The 20,861-nt window shown below is 73.0% G+C and carries 21 protein-coding genes; 14 read left to right on the top strand and 7 right to left on the bottom strand.

Features of this window, described 5'->3' with window-relative positions:
• The first annotated feature begins 29 nt into the window (after nucleotides 1–29).
• From ACFO6V_RS02780 to ACFO6V_RS02735, 10 genes are all read left to right on the top strand, one after another.
• On the top strand, nucleotides 30–704 hold the full coding sequence (locus ACFO6V_RS02780) for a biotin transporter BioY (protein WP_377131947.1): 675 nt from the start codon (nucleotides 30–32) through the stop codon (nucleotides 702–704).
• Nucleotides 701–1,858: an ANL family adenylate-forming protein gene (locus ACFO6V_RS02775; RefSeq protein WP_377131945.1), complete on the top strand. Its 1,158-nt coding sequence runs from the start codon at nucleotides 701–703 to the stop codon at nucleotides 1,856–1,858. Before ACFO6V_RS02780 ends, ACFO6V_RS02775 begins: the two co-directional genes overlap by 4 nt.
• Nucleotides 1,848–3,083 (top strand): thiolase family protein, encoded by a 1,236-nt coding sequence (locus ACFO6V_RS02770; RefSeq protein WP_377131943.1) that lies wholly within the window; start codon nucleotides 1,848–1,850, stop codon nucleotides 3,081–3,083. Before ACFO6V_RS02775 ends, ACFO6V_RS02770 begins: the two co-directional genes overlap by 11 nt.
• Complete coding sequence (locus tag ACFO6V_RS02765) at nucleotides 3,080–3,781, top strand: energy-coupling factor ABC transporter ATP-binding protein (protein ID WP_377131941.1); 702 nt, start codon at nucleotides 3,080–3,082, stop codon at nucleotides 3,779–3,781. Before ACFO6V_RS02770 ends, ACFO6V_RS02765 begins: the two co-directional genes overlap by 4 nt.
• Entirely contained in the window at nucleotides 3,775–4,371 is a 597-nt protein-coding gene (locus ACFO6V_RS02760) for an energy-coupling factor transporter transmembrane component T family protein (RefSeq protein WP_377131939.1), read from the top strand. The genes ACFO6V_RS02765 and ACFO6V_RS02760 overlap by 7 nt, the downstream gene beginning before the upstream one ends.
• On the top strand, nucleotides 4,368–4,682 hold the full coding sequence (locus ACFO6V_RS02755) for a CHY zinc finger protein (RefSeq protein ID WP_377131937.1): 315 nt from the start codon (nucleotides 4,368–4,370) through the stop codon (nucleotides 4,680–4,682). Before ACFO6V_RS02760 ends, ACFO6V_RS02755 begins: the two co-directional genes overlap by 4 nt.
• Nucleotides 4,683–4,710: 28 nt before the next feature.
• Nucleotides 4,711–6,123 (top strand): serine hydrolase domain-containing protein, encoded by a 1,413-nt coding sequence (locus tag ACFO6V_RS02750; protein ID WP_377131935.1) that lies wholly within the window; start codon nucleotides 4,711–4,713, stop codon nucleotides 6,121–6,123.
• 158 nt (nucleotides 6,124–6,281) lie between these two features.
• A complete protein-coding gene (locus ACFO6V_RS02745) occupies nucleotides 6,282–6,830 on the top strand; it encodes a hypothetical protein (protein WP_377131933.1) in 549 nt (182 codons plus the stop codon).
• A gap of 78 nt (nucleotides 6,831–6,908) precedes the next feature.
• Complete coding sequence (gene ypfJ, locus ACFO6V_RS02740; RefSeq protein ID WP_377131931.1) at nucleotides 6,909–7,799, top strand: KPN_02809 family neutral zinc metallopeptidase; 891 nt, start codon at nucleotides 6,909–6,911, stop codon at nucleotides 7,797–7,799.
• A gap of 156 nt (nucleotides 7,800–7,955) precedes the next feature.
• A complete protein-coding gene (locus ACFO6V_RS02735) occupies nucleotides 7,956–9,329 on the top strand; it encodes an aminoacyl--tRNA ligase-related protein (RefSeq protein WP_377131929.1) in 1,374 nt (457 codons plus the stop codon).
• Nucleotides 9,330–9,411: 82 nt separating this feature from the next.
• Here ACFO6V_RS02735 and ACFO6V_RS02730 read toward each other — a convergent pair whose 3' ends face one another.
• The 3 genes from ACFO6V_RS02730 to ACFO6V_RS02720 all read right to left on the bottom strand — a co-directional run bounded on the left by ACFO6V_RS02730 (nucleotide 9,412) and on the right by ACFO6V_RS02720 (nucleotide 13,886).
• Nucleotides 9,412–10,092 carry a hypothetical protein gene (locus ACFO6V_RS02730; RefSeq protein WP_377131927.1) on the bottom strand — a complete coding sequence of 227 codons (681 nt, stop codon included), beginning with the start codon at nucleotides 10,090–10,092 and terminating at the stop codon, nucleotides 9,412–9,414.
• A 103-nt stretch (nucleotides 10,093–10,195) separates the two neighbouring features.
• Nucleotides 10,196–11,410, bottom strand: coding sequence for an MFS transporter (locus ACFO6V_RS02725; protein ID WP_377131925.1), 1,215 nt, complete (start codon nucleotides 11,408–11,410; stop codon nucleotides 10,196–10,198).
• Nucleotides 11,411–11,579: 169 nt separating this feature from the next.
• Complete coding sequence (locus ACFO6V_RS02720; protein WP_377131923.1) at nucleotides 11,580–13,886, bottom strand: glycoside hydrolase family 43 protein; 2,307 nt, start codon at nucleotides 13,884–13,886, stop codon at nucleotides 11,580–11,582.
• A 320-nt stretch (nucleotides 13,887–14,206) separates the two neighbouring features.
• Here ACFO6V_RS02720 and abc-f point away from each other — a divergent pair, with 320 nt between their 5' ends.
• Complete coding sequence (gene abc-f / locus ACFO6V_RS02715; RefSeq protein ID WP_377131921.1) at nucleotides 14,207–15,805, top strand: ribosomal protection-like ABC-F family protein; 1,599 nt, start codon at nucleotides 14,207–14,209, stop codon at nucleotides 15,803–15,805.
• A gap of 155 nt (nucleotides 15,806–15,960) precedes the next feature.
• On the opposite strand, the gene ACFO6V_RS02710 is transcribed toward abc-f, so the two are convergent.
• Genes ACFO6V_RS02710 through ACFO6V_RS02700 form a run of 3 tightly spaced genes read right to left on the bottom strand, consistent with a single transcriptional unit; the run spans nucleotide 15,961 to nucleotide 17,557 of the window.
• Nucleotides 15,961–16,932, bottom strand: coding sequence for an SURF1 family cytochrome oxidase biogenesis protein (locus ACFO6V_RS02710; RefSeq protein WP_377131919.1), 972 nt, complete (start codon nucleotides 16,930–16,932; stop codon nucleotides 15,961–15,963).
• Complete coding sequence (locus ACFO6V_RS02705) at nucleotides 16,929–17,180, bottom strand: hypothetical protein (RefSeq protein WP_357508005.1); 252 nt, start codon at nucleotides 17,178–17,180, stop codon at nucleotides 16,929–16,931. Before ACFO6V_RS02705 ends, ACFO6V_RS02710 begins: the two co-directional genes overlap by 4 nt.
• Nucleotides 17,181–17,191: 11 nt before the next feature.
• Nucleotides 17,192–17,557 carry a DUF3099 domain-containing protein gene (locus tag ACFO6V_RS02700; protein ID WP_377131917.1) on the bottom strand — a complete coding sequence of 122 codons (366 nt, stop codon included), beginning with the start codon at nucleotides 17,555–17,557 and terminating at the stop codon, nucleotides 17,192–17,194.
• Nucleotides 17,558–17,806: 249 nt separating this feature from the next.
• Here ACFO6V_RS02700 and fabG point away from each other — a divergent pair, with 249 nt between their 5' ends.
• The 3 genes from fabG to ACFO6V_RS02685 all read left to right on the top strand — a co-directional run bounded on the left by fabG (nucleotide 17,807) and on the right by ACFO6V_RS02685 (nucleotide 20,041).
• Complete coding sequence (gene fabG, locus ACFO6V_RS02695; RefSeq protein WP_377131915.1) at nucleotides 17,807–18,553, top strand: 3-oxoacyl-ACP reductase FabG; 747 nt, start codon at nucleotides 17,807–17,809, stop codon at nucleotides 18,551–18,553.
• Nucleotides 18,554–18,713: 160 nt separating this feature from the next.
• The gene (gene fabI, locus ACFO6V_RS02690) at nucleotides 18,714–19,484 is read left to right on the top strand and encodes an enoyl-ACP reductase FabI (protein ID WP_357508011.1); all 771 of its coding nucleotides are present in this window, start codon (nucleotides 18,714–18,716) and stop codon (nucleotides 19,482–19,484) included.
• Nucleotides 19,485–19,501: 17 nt separating this feature from the next.
• Nucleotides 19,502–20,041 (top strand): SixA phosphatase family protein, encoded by a 540-nt coding sequence (locus ACFO6V_RS02685; RefSeq protein WP_377131912.1) that lies wholly within the window; start codon nucleotides 19,502–19,504, stop codon nucleotides 20,039–20,041.
• 96 nt (nucleotides 20,042–20,137) lie between these two features.
• On the opposite strand, the gene serB is transcribed toward ACFO6V_RS02685, so the two are convergent.
• Nucleotides 20,138–20,758, bottom strand: coding sequence for a phosphoserine phosphatase SerB (serB, locus tag ACFO6V_RS02680; RefSeq protein WP_377131910.1), 621 nt, complete (start codon nucleotides 20,756–20,758; stop codon nucleotides 20,138–20,140).
• Nucleotides 20,759–20,861 lie beyond the last annotated feature (103 nt).

Raw genomic sequence — 20,861 nt, 5'->3', positions numbered from 1 at the left:
ACACCGTTCAGGATGAAGCGAGGACTCAAGTGCGAGACGACCACGGAACACCGCGCAGAGCGTTCGAGGCGAGCGACCTCGCCCGCGTCGCGGTCTTCGCCGCCCTCATCGCGGCCCTCGGCCTGCCGGGCAGCTTCAGCGTCTTCGGCGGCGTGCCGATCACCGCGCAGACCTTCGGGGTGATGCTCGCCGGTGCCATCCTCGGGCCGCGCCTCGGGGCGCTCGCGGTCCTCGCCCTGCTCACGCTCACCGCGGCCGGGCTCCCGCTGCTGGCCGGCGGGCGCGGCGGCATCAGCGTCTTCGTCGGGCCGTCCGCGGGCTACCTGATCGGCTGGATCGCGGGGGCGTTCGTCGTCGGCCTGATCGTGCACTCGTCCGCCCGCAAGCCGACGATCTGGCGGACAGCGCTCGCGATGGTCGTCGGCGGCATCCTCGTGATCTACGCCTTCGGCCTGCCCGTCCAGAGCCTGGTGACCCGGCTGTCGCTCCCGCAGACGGCGGTGGCCAGCCTGGTGTTCGTCCCCGGTGACCTGGTGAAGGCCGTGCTGGCGACGGTCACCGTCTCCACGCTGCTGCGTGCGTATCCCCGCGCGTTCCGGCGGAACTGGCGGTCGGCAGTGAGCCGGGAGACCGAGGGCCGGGGAGCCGAGAGCTCGGACATCGAGAGCCGGGAAACCGACGACCGGACACCGCCGGCCCCATGACCTCACGCATCGTCGTGCTGGACGGCGCCACGCACGGGCTGGTCGACCGGCTCCGTGCGGTGCGCGCGGCCGGCGACATCCCGCTCGTCGACGACGTCCGCCGGCCCGAGGCGGAGCGGGCGGCCGTGCGTGCCCTCGTGCGGGACGCACGTCCTCCGGCCGACGCGGCCTGGGCGACGCTCACGTCGGGGAGCAGCGGCATGCCGCGCATCGTGCTGCGGACCGCCGCATCCTGGGCCCAGTCGTTCCCCGCCGTCTCGGCGCTTCTCTACGACGACGCCGTGCCGGACGCCGAACGCCTGGTCGCCCTGCCCGCGCCGCCGTCGTCCTCGCTCACGCTGTTCTCCCTGGCGCACGCGCTGGGCGGCGGCCCGCGCCCGCTGTTCCCGGGGCAGGACGGCGACGGCTTCGCCGAGGCCACCTCCTTCCACGGGACGCCCCAGGCGCTGCGCGCCCTGCTCGACGGCGGAGGGCTCCCGCGCGTGCGGACCGCCCTCGTCGGCGGCTCCCACCTGGACCGGGACCTGCGGGCCGACGCCGAGTCCCGGGGCATCCGCGTGATCGCCTACTACGGCGCGGCGGAGCTCTCGTTCGTCGCGGTCGACGACGGCTCCGGCCTGCGCCCCTTCCCCGGGGTGGACCTCGACGTGCGCGACGGCGAGCTGTGGGTGCGGTCCCCGTACGCGGCCCTCGGGTACCTCGGGGCCGGCGGGCCGCTGCGGACCGACGGGGACTGGGCGACGGTCGGTGATCTCGCCGAGCTCGATCCCTCGACCGGCGTCGATACCGGGACCCGCACGCTCCGGCTCCGCGGCCGCGCCGACGGCGCCATCATCACCGCCTCGGCGACCGTGATCCCCGAGGAGGTAGAGGCCGAGCTCCGCCGGCTTCCCGCCGTCGCGGACGCCGTCGTCTTCGGACTTCCCGCGGGAAACGTCGGGTCGCTCGTCGCCGCGATGGTCGAGCCGGCCCCCGGTTCCCCCGCGATCACCGCGGGCGCGCTGCGCGGCAGCACGGCGTCCCGGCTGGGCCCGGCGCACCGGCCCCGGATCTGGTTCACCGGTGAGCTGCCGCGCAATGCGTCGGGCAAGCCCGCACGCGCCGAGATCGTCCGCCGGGCGCTCGCCGGGGAGGTGACCAGGGTTGCCGGATGAAGCGGTAGTCATCGCCGCCCGCCGGACGCCGATCGGCACCCGCGGGCGGGCGCTCGCGGCCCTGAACGTCGAGCAGCTCGCCGCGCCCGTCCTGCGCGCCGCGCTCGCCGATGCTGAGGCAGCGGTGGGTGACACTACGAATCCCAGGTCGGTTGCTGTCAGTAGACAACGTCTACGCAGAGCAACCGACCTCGGATTGGTAGTGTCACCGCCGGGACGCCGGCTTGCGATCGCCGATGTCGTGCTCGGCAACTGCATGGGGCCCGGCGGTAACCCCGCGCGGATCTCCGCCCTGGCGGCGGGGCTAGGGGTCGAGGTCCCCGGCGCGACCGTGGACCGGCAGTGCGGCAGCGGCCTCGCCGCGGTGCTCGACGCCGCGACGGCGATCCGTGCGGGGGACGACCGGCCGCGGATCGCGGGCGGCGTCGAGAGCCCTTCGACGGCCCCGGTCCGGTCGCTCGACGGCGTGCCCTACGACCGCGCCCCGTTCGCCCCGCAGGGCTGGCCGGACCCGGACATGGTGCGCGCCGCCGAGGACCTGGCCGCCGCCGACGGCATCAGCAGGGAACGGCAGGACGCCCACGCCGCACGCAGCCACCAGCGGGCCCGGGCCGCCCGCGATGCGGGACGCTTCGAGGCGGAGCTCGTCCCGCTCGCGGGACTGACCGCCGACGACTCCATCGGCGTCGCCGAGCCGCTGCTGCCCCGGCTGCCCGCCCTGTTCGAGGGCGGCACCCTCACCGCGGGGACGGCCACGCGGATCAGCGACGGGGCCGCGGCGGTCGCCGTCGTACCCCGCCGGCTCGCGGGCCGCGCCCCGGGCCTCGTCCTGCGGGGGCATGCGGTGGTCGGCTGCGACCCCGCGCTGCCCGGAGTCGGGGCCGCGCCGGCGGTGCGCGCCGCCCTCGACAGCGCAGGCGCCAGCCTCCGTGACGTCGCCGCGTTCGAGATCGTCGAGGCGTTCGCCGCCCAGTCCCTGGCCGTGCTCGACCGCCTCGGCCTCGCCGACGACGACCCGCGCGTGTGCGCAGACGGCGGAGCCCTGGCCCTGGGTCATCCGTGGGGCGCGAGCGGCGCGATCAGCGTGGTGCGGCTGTTCGGGCGGCTCGTCCGCGGGAGCGCCCCTGCCGGGACGCCGGGCGCCCCCGCCGGGACGCTCGGCGTCGCGGCGGCGTCGGTGGGCGGCGGGCTGGGCGTCGCGGCGGTCTTCGAGGTGGTCCGATGAGCGGTATCAACCTTGAGGGCGCGGGCGTGCGCCTGGGCGACACCGAGGTGCTGCGCGACGTCACGCTGTCGCTGGACGCGCGGACGATCGCCGTCATCGGCGAGAACGGTTCCGGCAAGTCGACGCTCGGCCGCCTGCTCAGCGGCCTGGTCCCCGCCACCGCCGGCACCGTGCGGGTCCTCGGGCTGGACCCGGTGCGCCAGGCCGCCGAGCTGCGCCGCCGCGTCGCGGTGATCTTCAGCAACCCGGACGCGCAGATCATCATGCCCACCGTGGCGGAGGACGTCGCCTTCTCGCTGCGCAGCGAGAAGCTGCCGCGCGCCGAGAAGGCCGACCGGGTCGCGGCCGCCCTCGAGGAGTTCGGCCTGGCCGAGCTCGCCGACCGGTCGTCGCACGACCTGTCCGGCGGCCAGAAGCAGCTGCTCGCCCTGTGCGGCGCGTTCGTGCGGCGTCCGGACCTGGTGGTCGCCGACGAGCCCACCGCCTACCTGGACGCGCGCAACGCCCGCCGGGTCGCCGACCACCTGCTCGCGGACGCGGCCCACTCGGACCCTTCGCACCGCCTCGTGCTGGTCACGCACGACCTGGGGCTCGCCCAGCGCTGCGACACGGCGGTGCTGATCCAGGACGGGAGGGTGGCCGAGATCGGGGCGCCCGCGCAGGTGATCGCCACGTACGAGGCGGGCATCAGATGGTGACCCTGTACCGCCCCGGCGACGGCCCGTGGCACCGCCTCCGGGCAGGTCCGAAGACCGCACTGCTCCTGCTGATAGTGCTCGGCATCTGCCTGCTGCCGGTGACGTGGTGGGCCGCCGGGGTCATGGCCGTCGTCTGCCTCGCGTGCTACGCGGTGCCCGGCGCGGGGCTGCGTGAGCTCGGCCGGCAGCTCGTCACGATCCGCTGGGTGATCGGCCTGACCCTCGTCGGCCAGCTCGTCTTCCTCGGCCCGGAGAGCGCCGCGGCGAACACCACGCGGGTCGCCGTCGCCTGCGCGCTCGCCGCGCTGCTCGCCCTGACCACCCCGGCGACCGAGCTGCTGGAGACCATCGAGCGGGCGATGCAGCCGCTGGCGTGGCTGCGGATCGACCCGCGGCGCGCGGCGCTGACGCTGTCGGTAACCCTGAGCACGCTGCCGGTGCTCGCCGGCCTGGCCCGGGACGTGCGCGAGGCGCAGCGGGCCCGCGGCGGCGGGCGGAGCCTGAGGCACTTCGCAATGCCGTTCCTCGTCATGGCGCTCAAGCACGCGGACCAGCTCGGCGACGCCCTTGCCGCCCGGGGCGTGCGATGAGGCCCGAGGTGCTCGGCCCCACGGTCGACGAGCAGACCAGGTGTGTCCACTACCGGACGCCGCTCGACATCGTCGCCATCCGGTTCGCGTGCTGCGGCCGGTACTACCCGTGCCACCTGTGCCACGACCAGACCGCCGACCACCCGTCACGGCCGTGGCCACCCGGCGCGGGCGGCCAGCGCGCGGTGCTCTGCGGGGCGTGCTGGACGGAGCTGACCGTCACCCAGTACGTGGGTGCGGGAAGCTGCCCGGCCTGCGCGGCCCCGTTCAACCCCGGCTGCGCTCGCCATCATTCACTCTACTTCGGTTAAGTGGCACCGACCTGAGAGAGTCGTCCCCGTGACTGACGACCGCACCGCGCAGACCCTCCGCTCCATCGCCCCCTACCTGGCCGACTGGGCCTCGTTCCAGGCCGCCTACCACGGCATGCCCGGCCTGCAGCTGGCCGTCGGCCGCCGCGGCGAGGTCTTCGTCGACCTGGCCTGGGGCACGGCGAACCTGGAGACGGGGGAGGCCCTCACCAGCGACCACCTGTTCCGCGTCGCCTCCCACTCCAAGACATTCACGACCGTCCTGGTGATGCAGCTCGTCGAACGCGGCGAGCTGCGCCTGGACGACGCCGTCGGCGCGCTCGTCCCGGAGCTCGGCGACGCCACAGCAGCAGGGATCACCGTCCGCGAGCTGCTGGGCCACCAGGCGGGCATCATCCGCGACTCGTCGGACGGCGACTTCTGGCAGTACGAGCGCCCCTTCCTCGACCGCGAGCAGGTACTGGAGTGCGTCCGCACCGAGGGCGTCGTCTTCGAGCCGAACGAGCACTTCAAGTACACGAACATCGGCTACAGCCTGCTCGGCATCATCATCGAGCGCGTCACCGGCAAGACGTACGACGAGGTGGCGCGCGCCGCCGTCGTCGAACCGCTGGGGCTCACCCGGACCGGGACCGAGCTCGACCCCGCCCGCGCGGACGAGTACGCGGCAGGCCACACCGGCCGCATCTCGCACGACGACGCCCGCCGCGTCATCCCGCACGTCGACACCCGCGCCATGGCCGCGGCCACCGGCTGGTACTCCACCGCGCTCGAGATGGTCCGCTACGGCGCCACGCACATGCTCGGCGACACCACGCTGCTCACCGACAAGAGCAAGCGCCTGGTCCAGCGCGAGGAGTCGACGGTAGCGGTCCGGGGCAAGGAGCTGGGCCGGTACGGCGTCGGCATCGAGCTCGGCAAGGTCGGGGACCGGGAGCTCGTCGGACACTCCGGCGGCTACCCCGGCCACATCACGCGCACCTGGATCGACCCCGTCGACGGCCTCGTGGTCTCCGCCCTGACCAACGCCGTCGACGGCATCGCCACCCAGATCGCCAACGGCGTCATCCAGATCGTCAACCTGGCGCTCGCGGCGGCGGACGAGGTCGCGGCGGCCGCGGCCGGCGGGAACCCGCTGCCGGCCGTCCCCGCGGACGCGCCCGTCGGACGGTTCGCCAACCTGTGGGGCGTGTTCGACGTCGCGGACCTCGGCGGGATCCTGCACACCATCAACCCGCGCCACCCGCAGCCGGCCGAGGTCGCGCAGCGGCTCGTCGTGTCGGACGGGCGCCTCGCGCAGGAGTCCGTCGCCGGGTTCGGCGCGGTGGGCGAGCCGGTACAGGCCGAGCGGGACGGCGCCGGCGCCGTCGTCGCCGCCCGCTTCGGTGCGATGACGGCGTGGCCGGTCGAGGAGTACCGGACGCGGGTGCTCAGCCAGTAGGGGCGGTCGCTAGAAGAGTCCGGGACGCGGGCGAAAAGTACGGTCCGTACCCCCTTTTCGGCCTGCACCGAACTGTCTGGAGGCGCATCGCGACGCGACCCTACGCTCGCCACGGCCTGAGAGGCAGGCCAATGGAGAGCACGGGAGGACTGAGAAGGATGAGCACATCCAGCACTGGTCTGAGCGAGGGCGTGGGTACGGGCGGCAGCAGGCGCACCGGCGGGACGAGGTCGGTGCGGCGGCTGGTCGCCGTCGTCGTCGCGCTGCTGTCGGTCTTCGGGGTGAGCGTGGCAGCGCCCGCGGGCGCGGCGCAGCTCGACGGCGGTGGCAGCTGGTCGGCGTCGGACGAGGCGGCGTCGTACGCACCGGCCAAGGGCGACCCGTCGATCTGGCCGAAGCCGAGCATCGTCCAGACCAACCTGAGCGCGGCGGAGTCGCAGCAGCGGGTCGAGGACTGCCCGCTGTCCCACCTGTGCGTGCGCAACCAGGAGGCCGACGGCCTCTGGTCCGCGTACGCGCTCTACTACTGCCTGGAGCCTGGGCAGTACTACGAGCTGACGAACTTCACGGGCACCGTCTACGCCCAGAACAGCCAGAACGTGACGGCCCGGTTCCTGCGGGCCGACAACTCGGTGGTCGACACGATCGGTCCGAACACCGGCAAGAACATCTACTGGAACCCGGTCTGGAAGATCGACCCCTGCTGACCAGCTGACCCCGCCCCACCGCTGGTCGGTGGGCGGGGTCTCCGGGTGACTGGTTCCCCGTCGCGGTAGCGTTGGCAGGTGACTTTCAACGAGGGCGGTCAGTTCGAGGGCGGTCGGGTCCGCAAGGGCGGCGGACGCCGGGGCGCCGTCGCCGTGGGCGGTGGCGGCGGCATCGCGATAGTCATCGCGCTCGTGTACATGCTGGTGACCGGCAACAGCCCGCAGGACATCCTCGGCGGCACCACGTCGGGCGCCGGGGACACCGGCGAGGCGGGCTACATCGGGGAGTGCACGGCCGAGCAGGCCAACACCGACCCGGAGTGCCGCCTGAACGCCGCGGTCCAGTCGCTCGACGCCTACTGGGCGACGACCCTTCCGGAGCAGGGCGGCGTCGAGTACCAGATGCCCGAGGTCGTGAGCTTCACCGACGCCGTCGACACGGGCTGCGGCTCCGCGACGTCGGCCACCGGGCCGTTCTACTGCCCGGCCGACACCACCGTGTACGAGGACCTCGCGTTCTACGACCAGCTCTCCAGCCAGTTCGGCGCCGAGGGCGGACCGCTGGCCGAGATGTACGTGACCGCGCACGAGTTCGGGCACCACATCGAGAACCAGCTCGGGCTGTTCGAGCGGGCCGACCGGTCGGGCACCGGTCCCGAGTCCGACTCGGTGCGCATCGAGCTGATGGCCGACTGCCTCGCCGGCATGTGGGCGGGCACCGCCGCCACGACCGAGGACCCGGACACGGGCGTCCCGTTCCTCGAACCGATCGAGCGTCAGGAGCTGGAGCAGGCGCTCTCCGCGGCGGCCGCCGTCGGCGACGACAACATCCAGCGGCGTTCGGGCGGAGACGTGAACCCCGAGGCGTTCTCGCACGGTTCCAGCGAGCAGCGCGTCAAGTGGTTCAGCATCGGCTACAACGGCGGGACCATCCAGGACTGCAACGCGCTGGACGCGTCGTCCCTCTGACCGTACGGTTGGCGTATGCACCTCAGCGCACGCACGACGACGCCGGACCCCTCCGGCGCGCGCTGACCCTGTACTCAGCAACCCAAGCCCCGGAGCTCGCTCCGGGGCTTTTGGTTTGCCCGGCACCGGGGCGGTTCCTCCATCGAAGGAGCAACCATGAACGACGCCGTCATCGCCGATCAGCACGATCGGCACGATCAGCCCGGCCGGCACGAGCCGGGCGCCGACCGGCGCGAACCGGTCCTCGACCACCGCGAGCTCGGCCGCGACATGCGGATCTTCGAGTCGAGCCCGCTCGTCGGTCCAGGCCTGCCGCTGTGGCTGCCCGCCGGCGCGGCCGTGCGGTACGAGCTGGAGCAGTACGCCCGCGAGGTGGCGCTGCGCACCGGCTGCGAACCCGTGTACTCGCCAGTGCTCGGCAAGCGGTCGCTGTTCGAGCGGTCGGGTCACTGGGCCAAGTTCGCCGACGACATGTTCCCGCCGATGGCCATGGGCGACTCCGACGTCGACCCGCTCGTGCTGCGCCCGGCCAACTGCCCGCACCACGCGCAGATCTACGCGTCCGAGCCGCGTTCGTACCGCGACCTGCCCGTGCGGTACTCGGAGCTCGCGCCGATGTTCCGGGCGGAACGGTCCGGCGTCCTGTCCGGGCTGAGCCGGGTGCGGCAGATCAGCCTCGACGACGCGCACGTGTTCTGCCGCCCCGACCAGGTGGCGGACGAGGTGCACGTCGCGCTGGCCGCCGTCCTTGAGGTGCTCGAGACCCTGGGGATCGAGGTGTCGTACCTACGGCTGTCCGGCCGGGACGACTCCGGCAGGTGGCTCGGCGCGCCCGAGGAGTGGGCAACCGCGGAGGAGGCGCTCCGGGCGGTGCTGACCCGGCTCGCGGGCGGGCTGGACTGGCGCGCCGAGGCGGGGGAGGCGGCGTTCTACGGGCCCAAGATCGACGTCCAGGTGCTCGACGCGCGCGGGCACGAGGAGACCCTCGCGACCGTGCAGCTCGACTTCAACCAGCCGGAGCGGTTCGACCTGACCTACGTGGCGGCGTCCGGCGAGCGGGAGCGGGTGGTGATGATCCACCGCGGGACCGTCGGCGCGATGGAGCGGATGGTCGCGTTCCTCCTGGAGCGGCACGCCGGCCGGCTGCCGTTCTGGCTCGCGCCGGTGCAGGTCTGCCTGCTGCCGGTGGGCGGTTCGGGGGTCGACGGCGGAGCGGGTGACGGCGGTGCGGGTGACGACTCCGGGGTCGGCGGCGGTGCGGTGGACCAGGCCGATGAGCTGGCCGCCGACCTGCGCGCCCGCGGGCTGCGCGTACGTGTGGAACGGGACGGTTCGCTCGGCAACCGCATCCGGCTCGCGCGTCAGCGCCGGGACGCGCTGCTGGGGGTGCTCGGGCCGCGCGAGATCGAGGCGGGGGTGCTCGCGGTGACCGACCCGGCGTCGGGCGTGAAGTCTTCTGTACTGCTCTCCGAGCTGGGGGACAGGCTTGCGGAGGCGGCAAGGAAGCGGGTGGCGCGGGTCGGGTTGTGAGGGGTCTCGACAGGCTCGACCAGCGGTATCGGGCTTGACCAGCAGGGGGTCTCGGCAAGCTCGACCAGCACAGGAGGCGGGGTCAGGGGGCCCAGGTGCGGTAGTCCCGGGCTGCCAGGTGGATGATCTCGAGCTCACGTTCGGTGAGCATCTGTCGCCGGCTCTCGAGCCACGGCACCAGCTCGTTCGCCGTCAGCACCTCGACGCCGTCGCGCGGACCCTCCACGCGGGGCTGATCCGTCCGGACGAAGACGATGAGCGCCTGCACGTTGATCGGCACGCGGGTCGCGCGGCCCAGGATCTCCTGGGTGCGGCGCGCGGCGTCCCGGGCGAGGTCGGCGGTCACGTCCTGGGTGGGGCGGTAGACGGAGTGGATGGTGTAGACGCCGGACGGCCCGATCACGAGCTGGTCGAGCTCGAGCTCGGCGGGGCGCTGCCCCGAGCGTGTGGTGGGGGCCGAGCGTACCGACTGGAGGACGCGCCAGACGGGACGCTTGGCCACGAGCTCCCAGAGCTCCTGGGCGACGGCCCGCACGCCGGCGATCCTGCGGCTCAGTGCCCGGTGCCGCTCGTCGGGTCGTCCGGTGAGCCTGCCGCGCAGCACCGACGTGAGGTGCTGCCGGGTGTAGGCGCTACGTTCATCGAGGAGGTGCTTGGCCGGTCGGTTGTTCGTCAGGTCATCTCCGCGGGCCAGCCGGCCGGTGCGGAGATTGGGTAGTGCGTCGGCGACGGTGACGGGAACGCTCGGGGAGTCTGTGCCCATGGGCGGACCGTACGTCCGAGACGGTTCCACCGCGCGCTCTGGCGGTGAAACGTCGGCCCTATCACCCGTGGCCGTCCGTGGTGCTCGTGAGCGGCCCGACGTCCTACTCCGCCGTCTGCTCCACGGCTGGCCCGGCCGGGAACGCGCGGCGGGCCACGAGCACCACGACCAGCGCCGCCACGACGAGGGCCACACCGACGTAGGGCACCGCGGGGAGCCCGACGCCGTCGAGCACCAGCGCCCCGAGCGCCGCCCCGCCACCGATCCCGATGTTGGCGGTGGAGTTGACGAGCGCCCCGACGACGTCGGGCGAGGCCCCGCGGGTGCGGATCGCCGCCGTCTGGAAGACGGCGGCGACCGCGCCGAAACCGATGCTCCACACCGCGGCTGCCGCGAGCGTGCCCACGGTGCCTGGGAAGGTGAGGCCGAGTGCGAGGATCCCGGCCGCGACGACCCCGAGCGTGACGACGGTCGTCTGCCGGAGCCGGACGTCGAGCCGGGCCGCGGCGTACCAGGCGCCGAGGAGGCCGAGCGCGCCGATCAGGAGGAGGGCGGGGCCGAGCGCCGCCGTCGCGAGGCCGGCCGCCAGCAGCAGCACCGACACGTAGGTGTAGACGGTGTAGTGGCCGAGGTACGCGAGCGCGTTCGCCGACGTGACCTGGGCGAGCGCGGTGCGGCGGGCGCCCCGGGCGGCGTCGGCCGGGGGAGTGCCACCCCCGGCGACGGACGGCAGCAGCAGCGCGGTCAGCACCCCGGCGAGCGCGCACGCCCCGGCCAGCACCAGGAACGAGGTGCGCCAGCCGACGGCGGTGCCCAGCGACGTCGTCAGCGGCACGCCGAGCACGAAGCCCGCGGACGCGCCCAGCGTGACCAGTGCGAGCGCGCGCCCCGCGAGGTGCGGGCGCACCAGCCGGGACGCGTACCCGATGCTCACCGAGAAGAAGACCGCGTGGGCCGCGCCGCCCAGCGCCCGGGCCACCGCGACGAGCGCGAACGTGGGCGCGACCGCGACGATCACGTTGCTCAGGACGTAGATCCCGAGCGTGGTGAGCAGCAGCGTCTTGCGGGGCAGCTTGCGTGTGGCCGACGTCAGCGGCACGGCGAGCGCCGCGACCATGAACGCGTAGGCGGTCACGAGCAGCCCGGCGACACCTTCGGAGACGTCGAGGTCGTCGCTGATCAGGGGAAGCAGCCCTACTGGAACCAGCTCGGTCGTGATGGCGACGAACGTGGCGAGCGCCAGAGCGAACAACCCGCCGGCCGCCTCGCGGACGTCGCCGGGCTGCCAGGGTGCGGTCCGGTGGCTCGGTGAAGGCATGAGCTCCATCCCAGACCAGGCCGAGCCCCGCTGGCAAGGCGACCGGCCGACATGTGACCCACCTGTCAGACGCCGCCGCACATGTCAGACGCTCAGATCACTCGAGTGACCTGAGCGTCTGACACATGCCGGAGCGTCTGACAGGTGCGCCCGGCGACCCGCGCGGGGGTCAGCCAAGCTCGCGGAGCTGCACCTTGTCGAAGGTTGCCGTCGTCGCCGGGGTGGCGCCGCCGCCCGCGTAGACGCCTACCTTGGGGGTGGTGTTCGCCGGGAGGGTCCAGGTGGCGCCGAAGCGCCAGGTCCGGCCGTCGCGCGAGGACGCCGCCCGGTACTCGTGCTCGCCCGTGGCCGGGTCGGTGGTGTGGAACAGGCGCAGGTGCATCGTGTCGGCGACCGGCCCGGAGACGTGCCCGCCGAACCAGGTACGCCCGTCGGCAGTGAGCTCCTTGCCGAACTCCACCTGACGGGTCTGCCAGATCGACACGGGCGCGAGCCGCAGGAAGTCGTCGTCGCCCGCGTGCACCAGCAGGCCCGCCTGCTGGTAGTTGCGCACCGTGTTCTCGCCCAGCGGCAGCGTGACGGTGGCCTCCAGCACGAAGTCGCCCTCCGGCGCGTCGCGCAGCAGAGCGGGTGCGTCGTTGGCCGACCCCACCAGGTCGTGGCCGGTCAGCGGCCAGGACAGGGCGCCGTCCGTGATCTCGACGCCGGACGGTCCGGCCGACGGAGCGTGCAGCCAGTCCCAGCCCGGGCCGAGCTCGCCGTCGAACTCCTCGGCGAACGTGACCGCCCCCGCCCGCGGCTCGGCGACCCGCCGGGTCACCGGCTCGTGCGCCGGCACGACGGTCAGGTTGTCGAGCCGCGCCTCGCCGCCGTCGGCCGTCAGGTGCACGGGAGCCTGCCGGGGGAGCGGGGTACGCGGCTCGAACCGCACCTCGGCGTCGACGTCGCCCAGACCGCTCGACGAGAGCCGGGCTCTGACCGCCCCGTCCCGCGCCTCGACGGTCAGCACGTGCCAGTCGCGCAGGTCCGCGTTCACGGGCAGCGCGGCCCGCAGCTCCCGCCGCCCCTGTCCGACGACGAGCTCGCGCGCCTCCGCGTCGAGCCGCACCAGCACGGCGGCCCGGCCGGACCCGCCCAGGGCCGCCGTGAACGAGGCGTCGGCGTCGGGCAGCCGTACGTCGGCCTCGACCCGCACGTCGCGGGGCGCAGGAGCCGTCCGCACGACGGCGGCATCCCGCCGGCCCGGGACCAGCCGGGCGAGCGCGCCCGCGTCGCCCGAGTCGTCGAAGCCGCGCGTGAACGTGCCGGCGACCCGCCGCAGACCGGACCCCGACGCCGGGTCGCCGCGCACGATGCCGAGACCGCTCGCGGCCACCGGCCCTGCCTGCGGACCCTCGCTCGGCCCCGCGCCGGCGTTGACCACCGCCCAGCCGTCGATCCAGTCCATCCGGTCGATCAGCGTGGGACGCCGGTTCACGCCGCCCGGCTCCTCCAGCCAGGCGGCGTCCTTGTCGATCGCGTGGTACAGCATCCAGTCCTGCCCGGCGGCATCGGTGAGCACCGCGTGGTGTCCGACGCCGATCCACCGGTTCCCGTTCTGCGCCACCACCTGCGTGCCGCCCACCCGCGACTCGTTCAGGCTCACGCCCTCGTGATCCGTGAACGGGCCCAGCGGCGACCGCGACCGCCCCGTGTAGACGCTGTACCCCGTGACCGGCCCGGCGCAGCAGTTCGCCGATGACCCCATCAGGTAGTACCAGCCGTCCCGCTTGACCACGAACGCGCCCTCGTACCGGTCCGCGACGGTCACCCGCGTGAGCTCACCCACCGCCCGCGTGCCCGACTCGTCCAGCCGCGTGACCCAAAGACCCCCGTTGAAGCCGCCGAAGTAGAGGTAGCGCGACCCGTCGTCGTCGGCGAACAGCGCGGGGTCGATGGTGTTCAGGTACGTGTCGCCGCCCGCCGGGCGCGGGTCCAGGACCGGCCCGCCGGAGTCGGTCCACGGCCCCGTCGGCGTCGGCGCGGTCGCCACCCCGATCGTGTAGTCCCACGGGTCCGGGTTCGCCTCCGTGTCGGTCACCGTGTAGTACATGACGTACTGGCCGTCCACGTACCGGATGTCCGGCGCCCAGAAGTACGAGGCGCTCGCGGCCCAGGACGGCCGGTTCTCGTTGTCGAAGATCGTGCCCACGTACTCCCAGGACTCCAGGTCGCTGGACCTCGACACGTGCATGTTGCCGAACGGACCGCCCGAGACCAGCGGGTCGCTCGTCGCGTACAGGTACCACCAGCCGTCCTTGCCGCGGATGATCGCGGGATCGGCATAGGTGTCGGCGAACGGTTCGGTGATCGGGTTGGTGAAGGTGGTGGACGGCGGCTGCGCGCTGCGGGACGGCGGTGGTGCGGCCGCGGCTGGCGCCGTGGCACCCAGGGCCAGTGCGAGCGAGGCGAGCACGGCGACGAACCGTATCTCCATGTGTCTCATCCCTTCGGGCGGTCGCACCACGTCACCGGCGACGTGGCCGCCGCATCGTCACGACGGAGTATCTGGTACAACGTAGTACCAGACGTGAAGGTACCGTCGCCGGGCGGTCCCGTCCAGGACCGAGCGACGACCCCGACACGATGCACGCGACACGCCGACGATTCCGTGCACCGTGTCGGGGTCGCCCGGTTGCCCGGCGTCCGAGTGAGGCAACGCACCGTAATCCCTGGCCTTGACCCCGTAGACTGGAAGGGCCCCCGTCGCTGTGGGCCGAACGACCACCCACCACCCCAACCGTGAGGAACACCTGCGTGATCACTGCCCATGGCGTCGAGCTGCGCGTCGGCGCGCGCGTGCTGCTGAGCGAGGCGAACTTCCGGGTCGCCTCGGGCGACCGGATCGGTCTGGTGGGCCGTAATGGTGCAGGCAAGACCACGCTGACCAAGACCCTCGCGGGCGAGACCCTCCCGTCGGGCGGGCAGATCGTGCGCGGTACCGACATCGGTTACCTGCCGCAGGACCCCCGCACCGGCGACCTCGAGGTCCTCGCGATGGACCGCGTGCTGTCCGCGCGCGGCCTGGACAAGGTCATCTCCAAGATGCGCCAGGCCGAGGGCGAGATGGCGTCCCTCGACGAGGCGACGCAGAACGCCGCGATGGAGCGCTACCCCAAGCTCGAGGCGCGCTTCCTGGCGGCCGGCGGCTACTCCGCGGAGTCCGAGGCGCAGATCATCACCGCGAACCTGGGCCTGGACGAGCGCGTCCTGGCGCAGCCGCTCGGCACGCTCTCCGGTGGCCAGCGCCGCCGGATCGAGCTGGCGCGCATCCTGTTCAGCGGCGTCGAGACGCTGCTCCTCGACGAACCCACCAACCACCTCGACGCGGACTCCATCATGTGGCTGCGCGACTACCTCAAGGCGTACAACGGCGGGTTCATCGTGATCAGCCACGACACCGACCTGCTGCGCGCCACCGTGAACAAGGTGTTCCACCTGGACGCCAACCGCGGCGAGCTCGACCAGTACAACCTCGGCTGGGACGCGTACCTCGAGCAGCGCGAGACGGACGAGCGGCGTCGCCGGCGGGAGCGGGCGAACGCCGAGAAGAAGGCCGGCACGCTGCTCGCCCAGGCCGAGAAGATGCGCGCCAAGGCGACCAAGGCCACGGCGGCGCAGAACATGATCAAGCGCGCCGAGAAGATGCTCGGCGGCCTGGAGGCCGAGCGCGTGTCCGACCGCGTGGCCAACCTGCGCTTCCCGACGCCGGCACCCTGCGGGCGCACGCCGCTCACCGCGAGCGGGCTGTCCAAGGCGTACGGGTCGCAGGAGGTGTTCGCCGGGGTGGACCTGGCGATCGACCGCGGGTCCCGCGTCGTCATCCTCGGGTTCAACGGTGCGGGCAAGACGACGCTGCTGCGGATCCTCGCGGGCGTCGAGGCGCCCGACACGGGCGAGGTCGAGCCCGGCCACGGGCTCAAGCTCGGCTACTACGCGCAGGAGCACGACACGCTCGACATGAACGTGACGGTCGTGGAGAACCTGCGGCACGCCGCGCCCGACCTCACGGACACGCAGGTGCGGTCCGTGCTGGGCTCGTTCCTGTTCAGCGGGGACGACGCCTACAAGCCGACCAACGTGCTGTCCGGCGGCGAGAAGACGCGCCTGGCGCTGGCGACGATCGTCGTGTCCGGCGCGAACGTGCTGCTGCTCGATGAGCCCACGAACAACCTCGACCCGGCGTCGCGCGCCGAGATCCTCGGGGCCTTGAAGACGTACGAGGGCGCGGTAGTGATGGTCACGCACGACGACGGCGCCGTGGAGGCGCTGGAGCCCGAGCGCGTCCTGCTGCTGCCCGACGGCGACGAAGACCTCTGGAACGACAGCTACCAGGAGCTCGTCTCCCTTGCCTGAGCCGGAGCGGACCGCCGGCTCGGGCGACACGGAAAGAGCCTGACCCGGCTTCGCCGAAGTAGAGCGTGTGTCCGGACGCACGCTCTACTTCGGCGACGCCCGGCACGCGAGATAGAGCGTGTGTCCGGACACACGCTCTACTTCGGCGACAAGGGTCAGCGGAGCTGGGCCTCGATCAGTGCGTCTTCCTCGTCCTCGGCCGTCTGACGCCGCTCCCGGGCCGGCCTGCGCGCCCGCACACCCTCGCCGTCCGCCGCCTCGCCGGAGGCCAGCAGCAGGTCACCCGCCGACACGGTCTCCCCGCGCAGCGCCCCGCGCTCCCGGCGCCACAGCAGCACGTACCCGCTGATCGCGCCGATCGCGAAGATGCACCACTGGAACGCGTACGACAGGTGCGACCCGGGGTCGGTGTCCGGCTTGGGCAGGGACGCCAGCCCGGTCTGCGGCGCGGGCTCCTCGGCCCGCAGCGCGCCGTACGCGCCCACGGTGCGACCCTCGGCCCAGGCTGCGCCGTCCGGCCCCGCCGCGAGCACCTGCTCGGTCGAGATCGCCTGCACTTGCCCGGGCGGCGCGTCGCGGTCGGAGGCGGGCTCGTCGGCCCGCAGCGACGCCACGACGGTCACGGTGCCCGACGGCGGCGCGGGAACGGCGTCGGGCCGCGACCCGTCGGCACCGAGCGGTACGAACCCGCGGTCGATCACCATGACGACGTCCTGCCCGCCGACCCGCGCCTCGAACGGGACCAGCACGTGGTACCCGCCCTGCCCGCCCACGGGCCGGTTGCGCAGCAGCACCGTCGCGTCGGTGACGTACTCGCCCGTCAGCTCCACCCGCTGCCAGACCTCGTCCTTCGGTACGACGGCGCCCGGCCCGGCCAGGACCTCGTCCACCGGCACCACCGGCGCCGACCAGTTGGCGTTCACGAGGTCGATCTCCGCATTGCGCGACTCGGCGCGGTCCCACTGCCAGCGGCCCGCGACCAGGCACAGGGCGGCGAGGACCACGGCGGCGACCGCCAGGATCACCCACTGGCGCGTCGTGCGCGGGCCGCGGGACTCGTCGCCCCGGGCGCTCGCGGCGCCGTCGCTCATCACGCCCGAACGGTCGGTCGCAGCGCCGTCGCTCACGACACCCGGTCCAGTTCCGCCACCGCCACCGTCTGCTTCCAGAACGACCGCGATGCGAGGAACTGCTCGAGGTGCTCACGGTGCTCGTCGCACGCGAGCCAGACCTTGCGGCGTTCGGGCGTGTGCAGCTTGGGGTTGTTCCACAGCAGGCCCCACGCCGCCTGCTCGCGGCAGCCCTTGGCGCTGCAGATGAGCTCGCCCTCGGGTACGGGGTCGGGTGCGGGGCCGGAGAGGCCGAGGAGGTCCATCAGTAGTTCCCTCAGTCGTCGACGTGGTCGATGACGCGCCCGGCGCCGGGCGCGTCCGGGGCGGGCGCGTCCGGGGCCCGCGGCGCGTCGGGGGCGATGTCGGACAGCTCGGTGAGCGCGGGCGCCGCAGCGGGCGTCACGGGCGAGGTGTCGTGCGTGACCTGGTCCCGTCCGGAGTTCGCGATGAGCACCGCCGAGTAGGGCAGTACCACAGCGGCGGCGACGAGCGCCCAGCGGACCCAGCCGTCCACCAGCACCGCGCCGATGATGCACACCACGCGGATGGACATCTGGATCAGATAGCTGCGCGTGCGGCGCGCCTGGTCCACTGCCAGCGGCTCTGGGGCCGAGGTGATGGACGGAACCGGCTCGCTCATCTCGCCAGTCTACGTCCGGGACGTGCCCGTCAGACACGCCGCCGGACGGGCGCACGCGCGGCGTTGCTCACAGGTTGTTGTAGAAAACCCACAAGGACCAGTGGATCCCTGTGGGCCCGCCGCGCGCGGCGTCCGCCCGACGCGCGGGGTAGCGTCGCAACGGACCCGGATCGAGCCAGGTACCGGCCGCCGCCCCAGCCTCGCGCGGCCTCATGCGAACGTGCATCATCACAGCATCGAGGAGTTCAGGTGACCACCACGCCCGACACACAGAGCATCGCTGCAGGTCCTACCGGCCGGGTAGTCGTCGTGACGGGCGCCGCGCGCGGCATCGGCCGCGCGATCGCCGAGCGTTTCGTGGCCGACGGCGACCGCGTCGCCACCATCTACCGCGGCGGCGACCTGCCCAAGGGTGTCGAGGCCTATGTGGCCGACGTCACCGACTCCGCCGCCGTCGACGCCGCGTTCACCGCCATCGAGAAGGACATGGGGCCGGTCGAGGTGCTCGTCGCGAACGCCGGCGTCACCAAGGACCAGCTCCTGATGCGCATGAGCGACGCCGAGTTCGAGTCCGTGGTCGACGTGAACCTCACCGGGACGTTCCGCTGCGTGCGCCGCGCGTCGAAGGGCATGATCCGGGCCCGCAAGGGCCGCATCGTGCTGATCGGCTCGATCGTCGGCATGTCCGGCGGCCCCGGCCAGGTCAACTACTCGTCGTCCAAGGCCGCCCTGGTGGGCATGGCGCGGTCGATCACGCGCGAGCTCGGCGCGCGCGGCATCACGGCGAACGTCGTCGCGCCGGGCTACGTCGAGACGGACATGACCGCCGCGCTGTCCGAGGACGTGCGCGCGAGCTACCTCAAGACGATCCCGGCCGGGCGCTTCGCGTCGGCGGACGAGATCGCATCCGTGGTGTCGTTCATCGCGTCCGACGCCGCCGGCTACGTCTCCGGCGCGGTCATCCCGGTCGACGGTGGTCTCGGGATGGGGCACTGAGCCGTACTCTGGCGCCGCGGCCTGCGGTTTTGCCCGAACATATCCACCACTTTTGCCATGCGGCACGGCGCGGAGTTTCGTTCCACGCCGCAACTCGCATTACGCTCGCACCCAGCGCAGGGGTCGCCTCGGCACGCCTGCGCCCGATCGGAAGGACAACATGGGTCTCCTCGAAGGTAAGAAGCTGCTCGTCACGGGCGTGCTGACGGACTCGTCGATCGCATTCCACGCAGCCCGGCTCGCTCAGGACGAGGGCGCCGAGGTGATTCTCTCGTCCTTCGGGCGGCAGATGAAGCTCACGCAGGCCTTCTCGAAGCGGCTGCCGGTCGAGGCGCCGGTGGTCGAGCTGGACGCGACCAGCCAGGAGAACCTCGACGCGCTGGCCGACGCCGTGCGCGCGGAGGGCTTCGACCGGCTCGACGGCGTGGTGCACTCGATCGGGTTCGCCCCGCAGTCCGTCATGGGCGGCAACTTCCTCACGGGTACCTGGGAGGACGTCGCCACCGCGCTGCACGTCTCCACGTTCTCGTACAAGTCGATAGCTGTGGCCGCGCGTGAGCTGATGACGGACGGCGGCGCCGTCGTCGGGCTGACGTTCGACGCGCAGTTCGCCTGGCCGGTCTACGACTGGATGGGCGTGGCCAAGGCCGGCCTGGAGTCCGCGAACCGCTACCTGGCGCGCGACCTCGGCCCCGAAGGAATCCGCTGCAACCTCGTCTCGGCAGGGCCGATCCGCACCACCGCCGCCAAGTCCATCCCGGGCTTCGCGACGATGGAGGACGCCTGGCCGACCCGAGCCCCGCTCGGCTGGGACCAGACCACCGCTGAGCCGGCGGCACGTGCCGTGTGCGCGCTGCTGTCGGACTGGTTCCCGGCGACGACCGGCGAGATCGTGCACGTCGACGGCGGCGTGCACGCCATGGGTCAATAGATGGGCAGGAGGCACTGATGGGCAGAGCGTCGGGCACGGAGCCCACTACGTTGCCGGTGCGGCGACTGGTGCTGCTCCGGCACGCGAAGGCGGAGCCGCCGTCGGAACTTCCCGACGAGCACCGGCCGCTCGCGTTGCGTGGCCGGGACCAGGCGGCGAAGGTCGGTGCGGCGTTGGTCGCGTCCGGCCTCGTGCCCGACGCCGTCCTCGTCTCCGGGGCGGTGCGCACCCGCCAGACGTGGGACCTCGCGCGCAAGCACCTGGGGGAGCCGCCGGTGGCGTACACCGACGAGCTCCTGGGAGCGATGCCGCGCGGCGTCCTGGCGCTCGTGCGCGAGCTCGACCCGGCCAGCCGGACCGTGCTCGTGATCGGTCACGAGCCCGCGATGGCGGGTACCGCCGAGCTGCTGGCGGGCCCGGGGTCGAAGGACGACGCGCTCGCGCAGGTCCGTGTGGGCGTCCCGACGGCGACGTACTCCGTCCTGGAGGCCGACGTCCCATGGTCGGACTGGGACCGCAAGCTCGCCCGCCTGACCGAGGTGACCCGCCCCGCCTGACCTGACGACGTGTCAGACGCCGACGGACGTGTCAGACGTACAGATCACCCTGGTGACCTGAGCGTCTGACACGTCCGTCGGTTTCTGACAGGTGGCTCAGAGGAGGTCTAGGACCTTGTCCAGGCGGTCCTCTATCGAGTGGGGGGCCTGTTCCCGCACCACCGGCTTGGCGTTGAAGGCCACGCCTACGCCCGCGATCTCGATCATGCCGAGGTCGTTCGCGCCGTCGCCCACGGCGACCGTGTGCTCCAGCGGGATGCCCAGGTCCTCGGCCCACTCGCGCAGCGTCGCGGCCTTCGCCGCGCGGTCGATGACGGGGCCGACGGTCCGGCCGGTCAGCACGCCGTCCGCGACCTCCAGGCGGTTGGCGCGGAGCAGCGTGATCCCGAGCTCCTGCGCGACCGGCTCGACGATCTCCGCGAAACCGCCGGACACCAGCCCGAACGCCCAGCCGCGCGCCTGGCACTCGGCCACCAGCTCGCGCGCGCCCGGCGTCAGCTCGACGGCGGCGCGCACCTTGTCCAGCGCCGCGACGGGCACGCCGGCGAGGGTCGCGACGCGCTCCCGCAGGGACGCCGCGAAGTCCAGCTCGCCGCGCATCGCCCGCTCGGTCACTGCCGCGACCTCGTCGCGGGTGCCCGCATGCTCGGCGATGAGCTCGATGACCTCCTGGCGGAAGAAGGTCGAGTCCACGTCGGTCACGATGAGTCGCTTCACGGGACCAGTGTGCCGGAGCACCGCATCGCTCCGCCGAGCGGTCCACGTGCTGCGCTCACACGCGTCGAACGGAGGCCCGGTCGCGGTACCGGCGCCGAACGTA

Origin of the sequence: Promicromonospora alba (assembly GCF_042654905.1) — a bacterium.
GTDB classification, from domain to species: domain Bacteria; phylum Actinomycetota; class Actinomycetes; order Actinomycetales; family Cellulomonadaceae; genus Promicromonospora; species Promicromonospora alba.
This window is presented reverse-complemented; position numbering and strand designations above follow the sequence as displayed.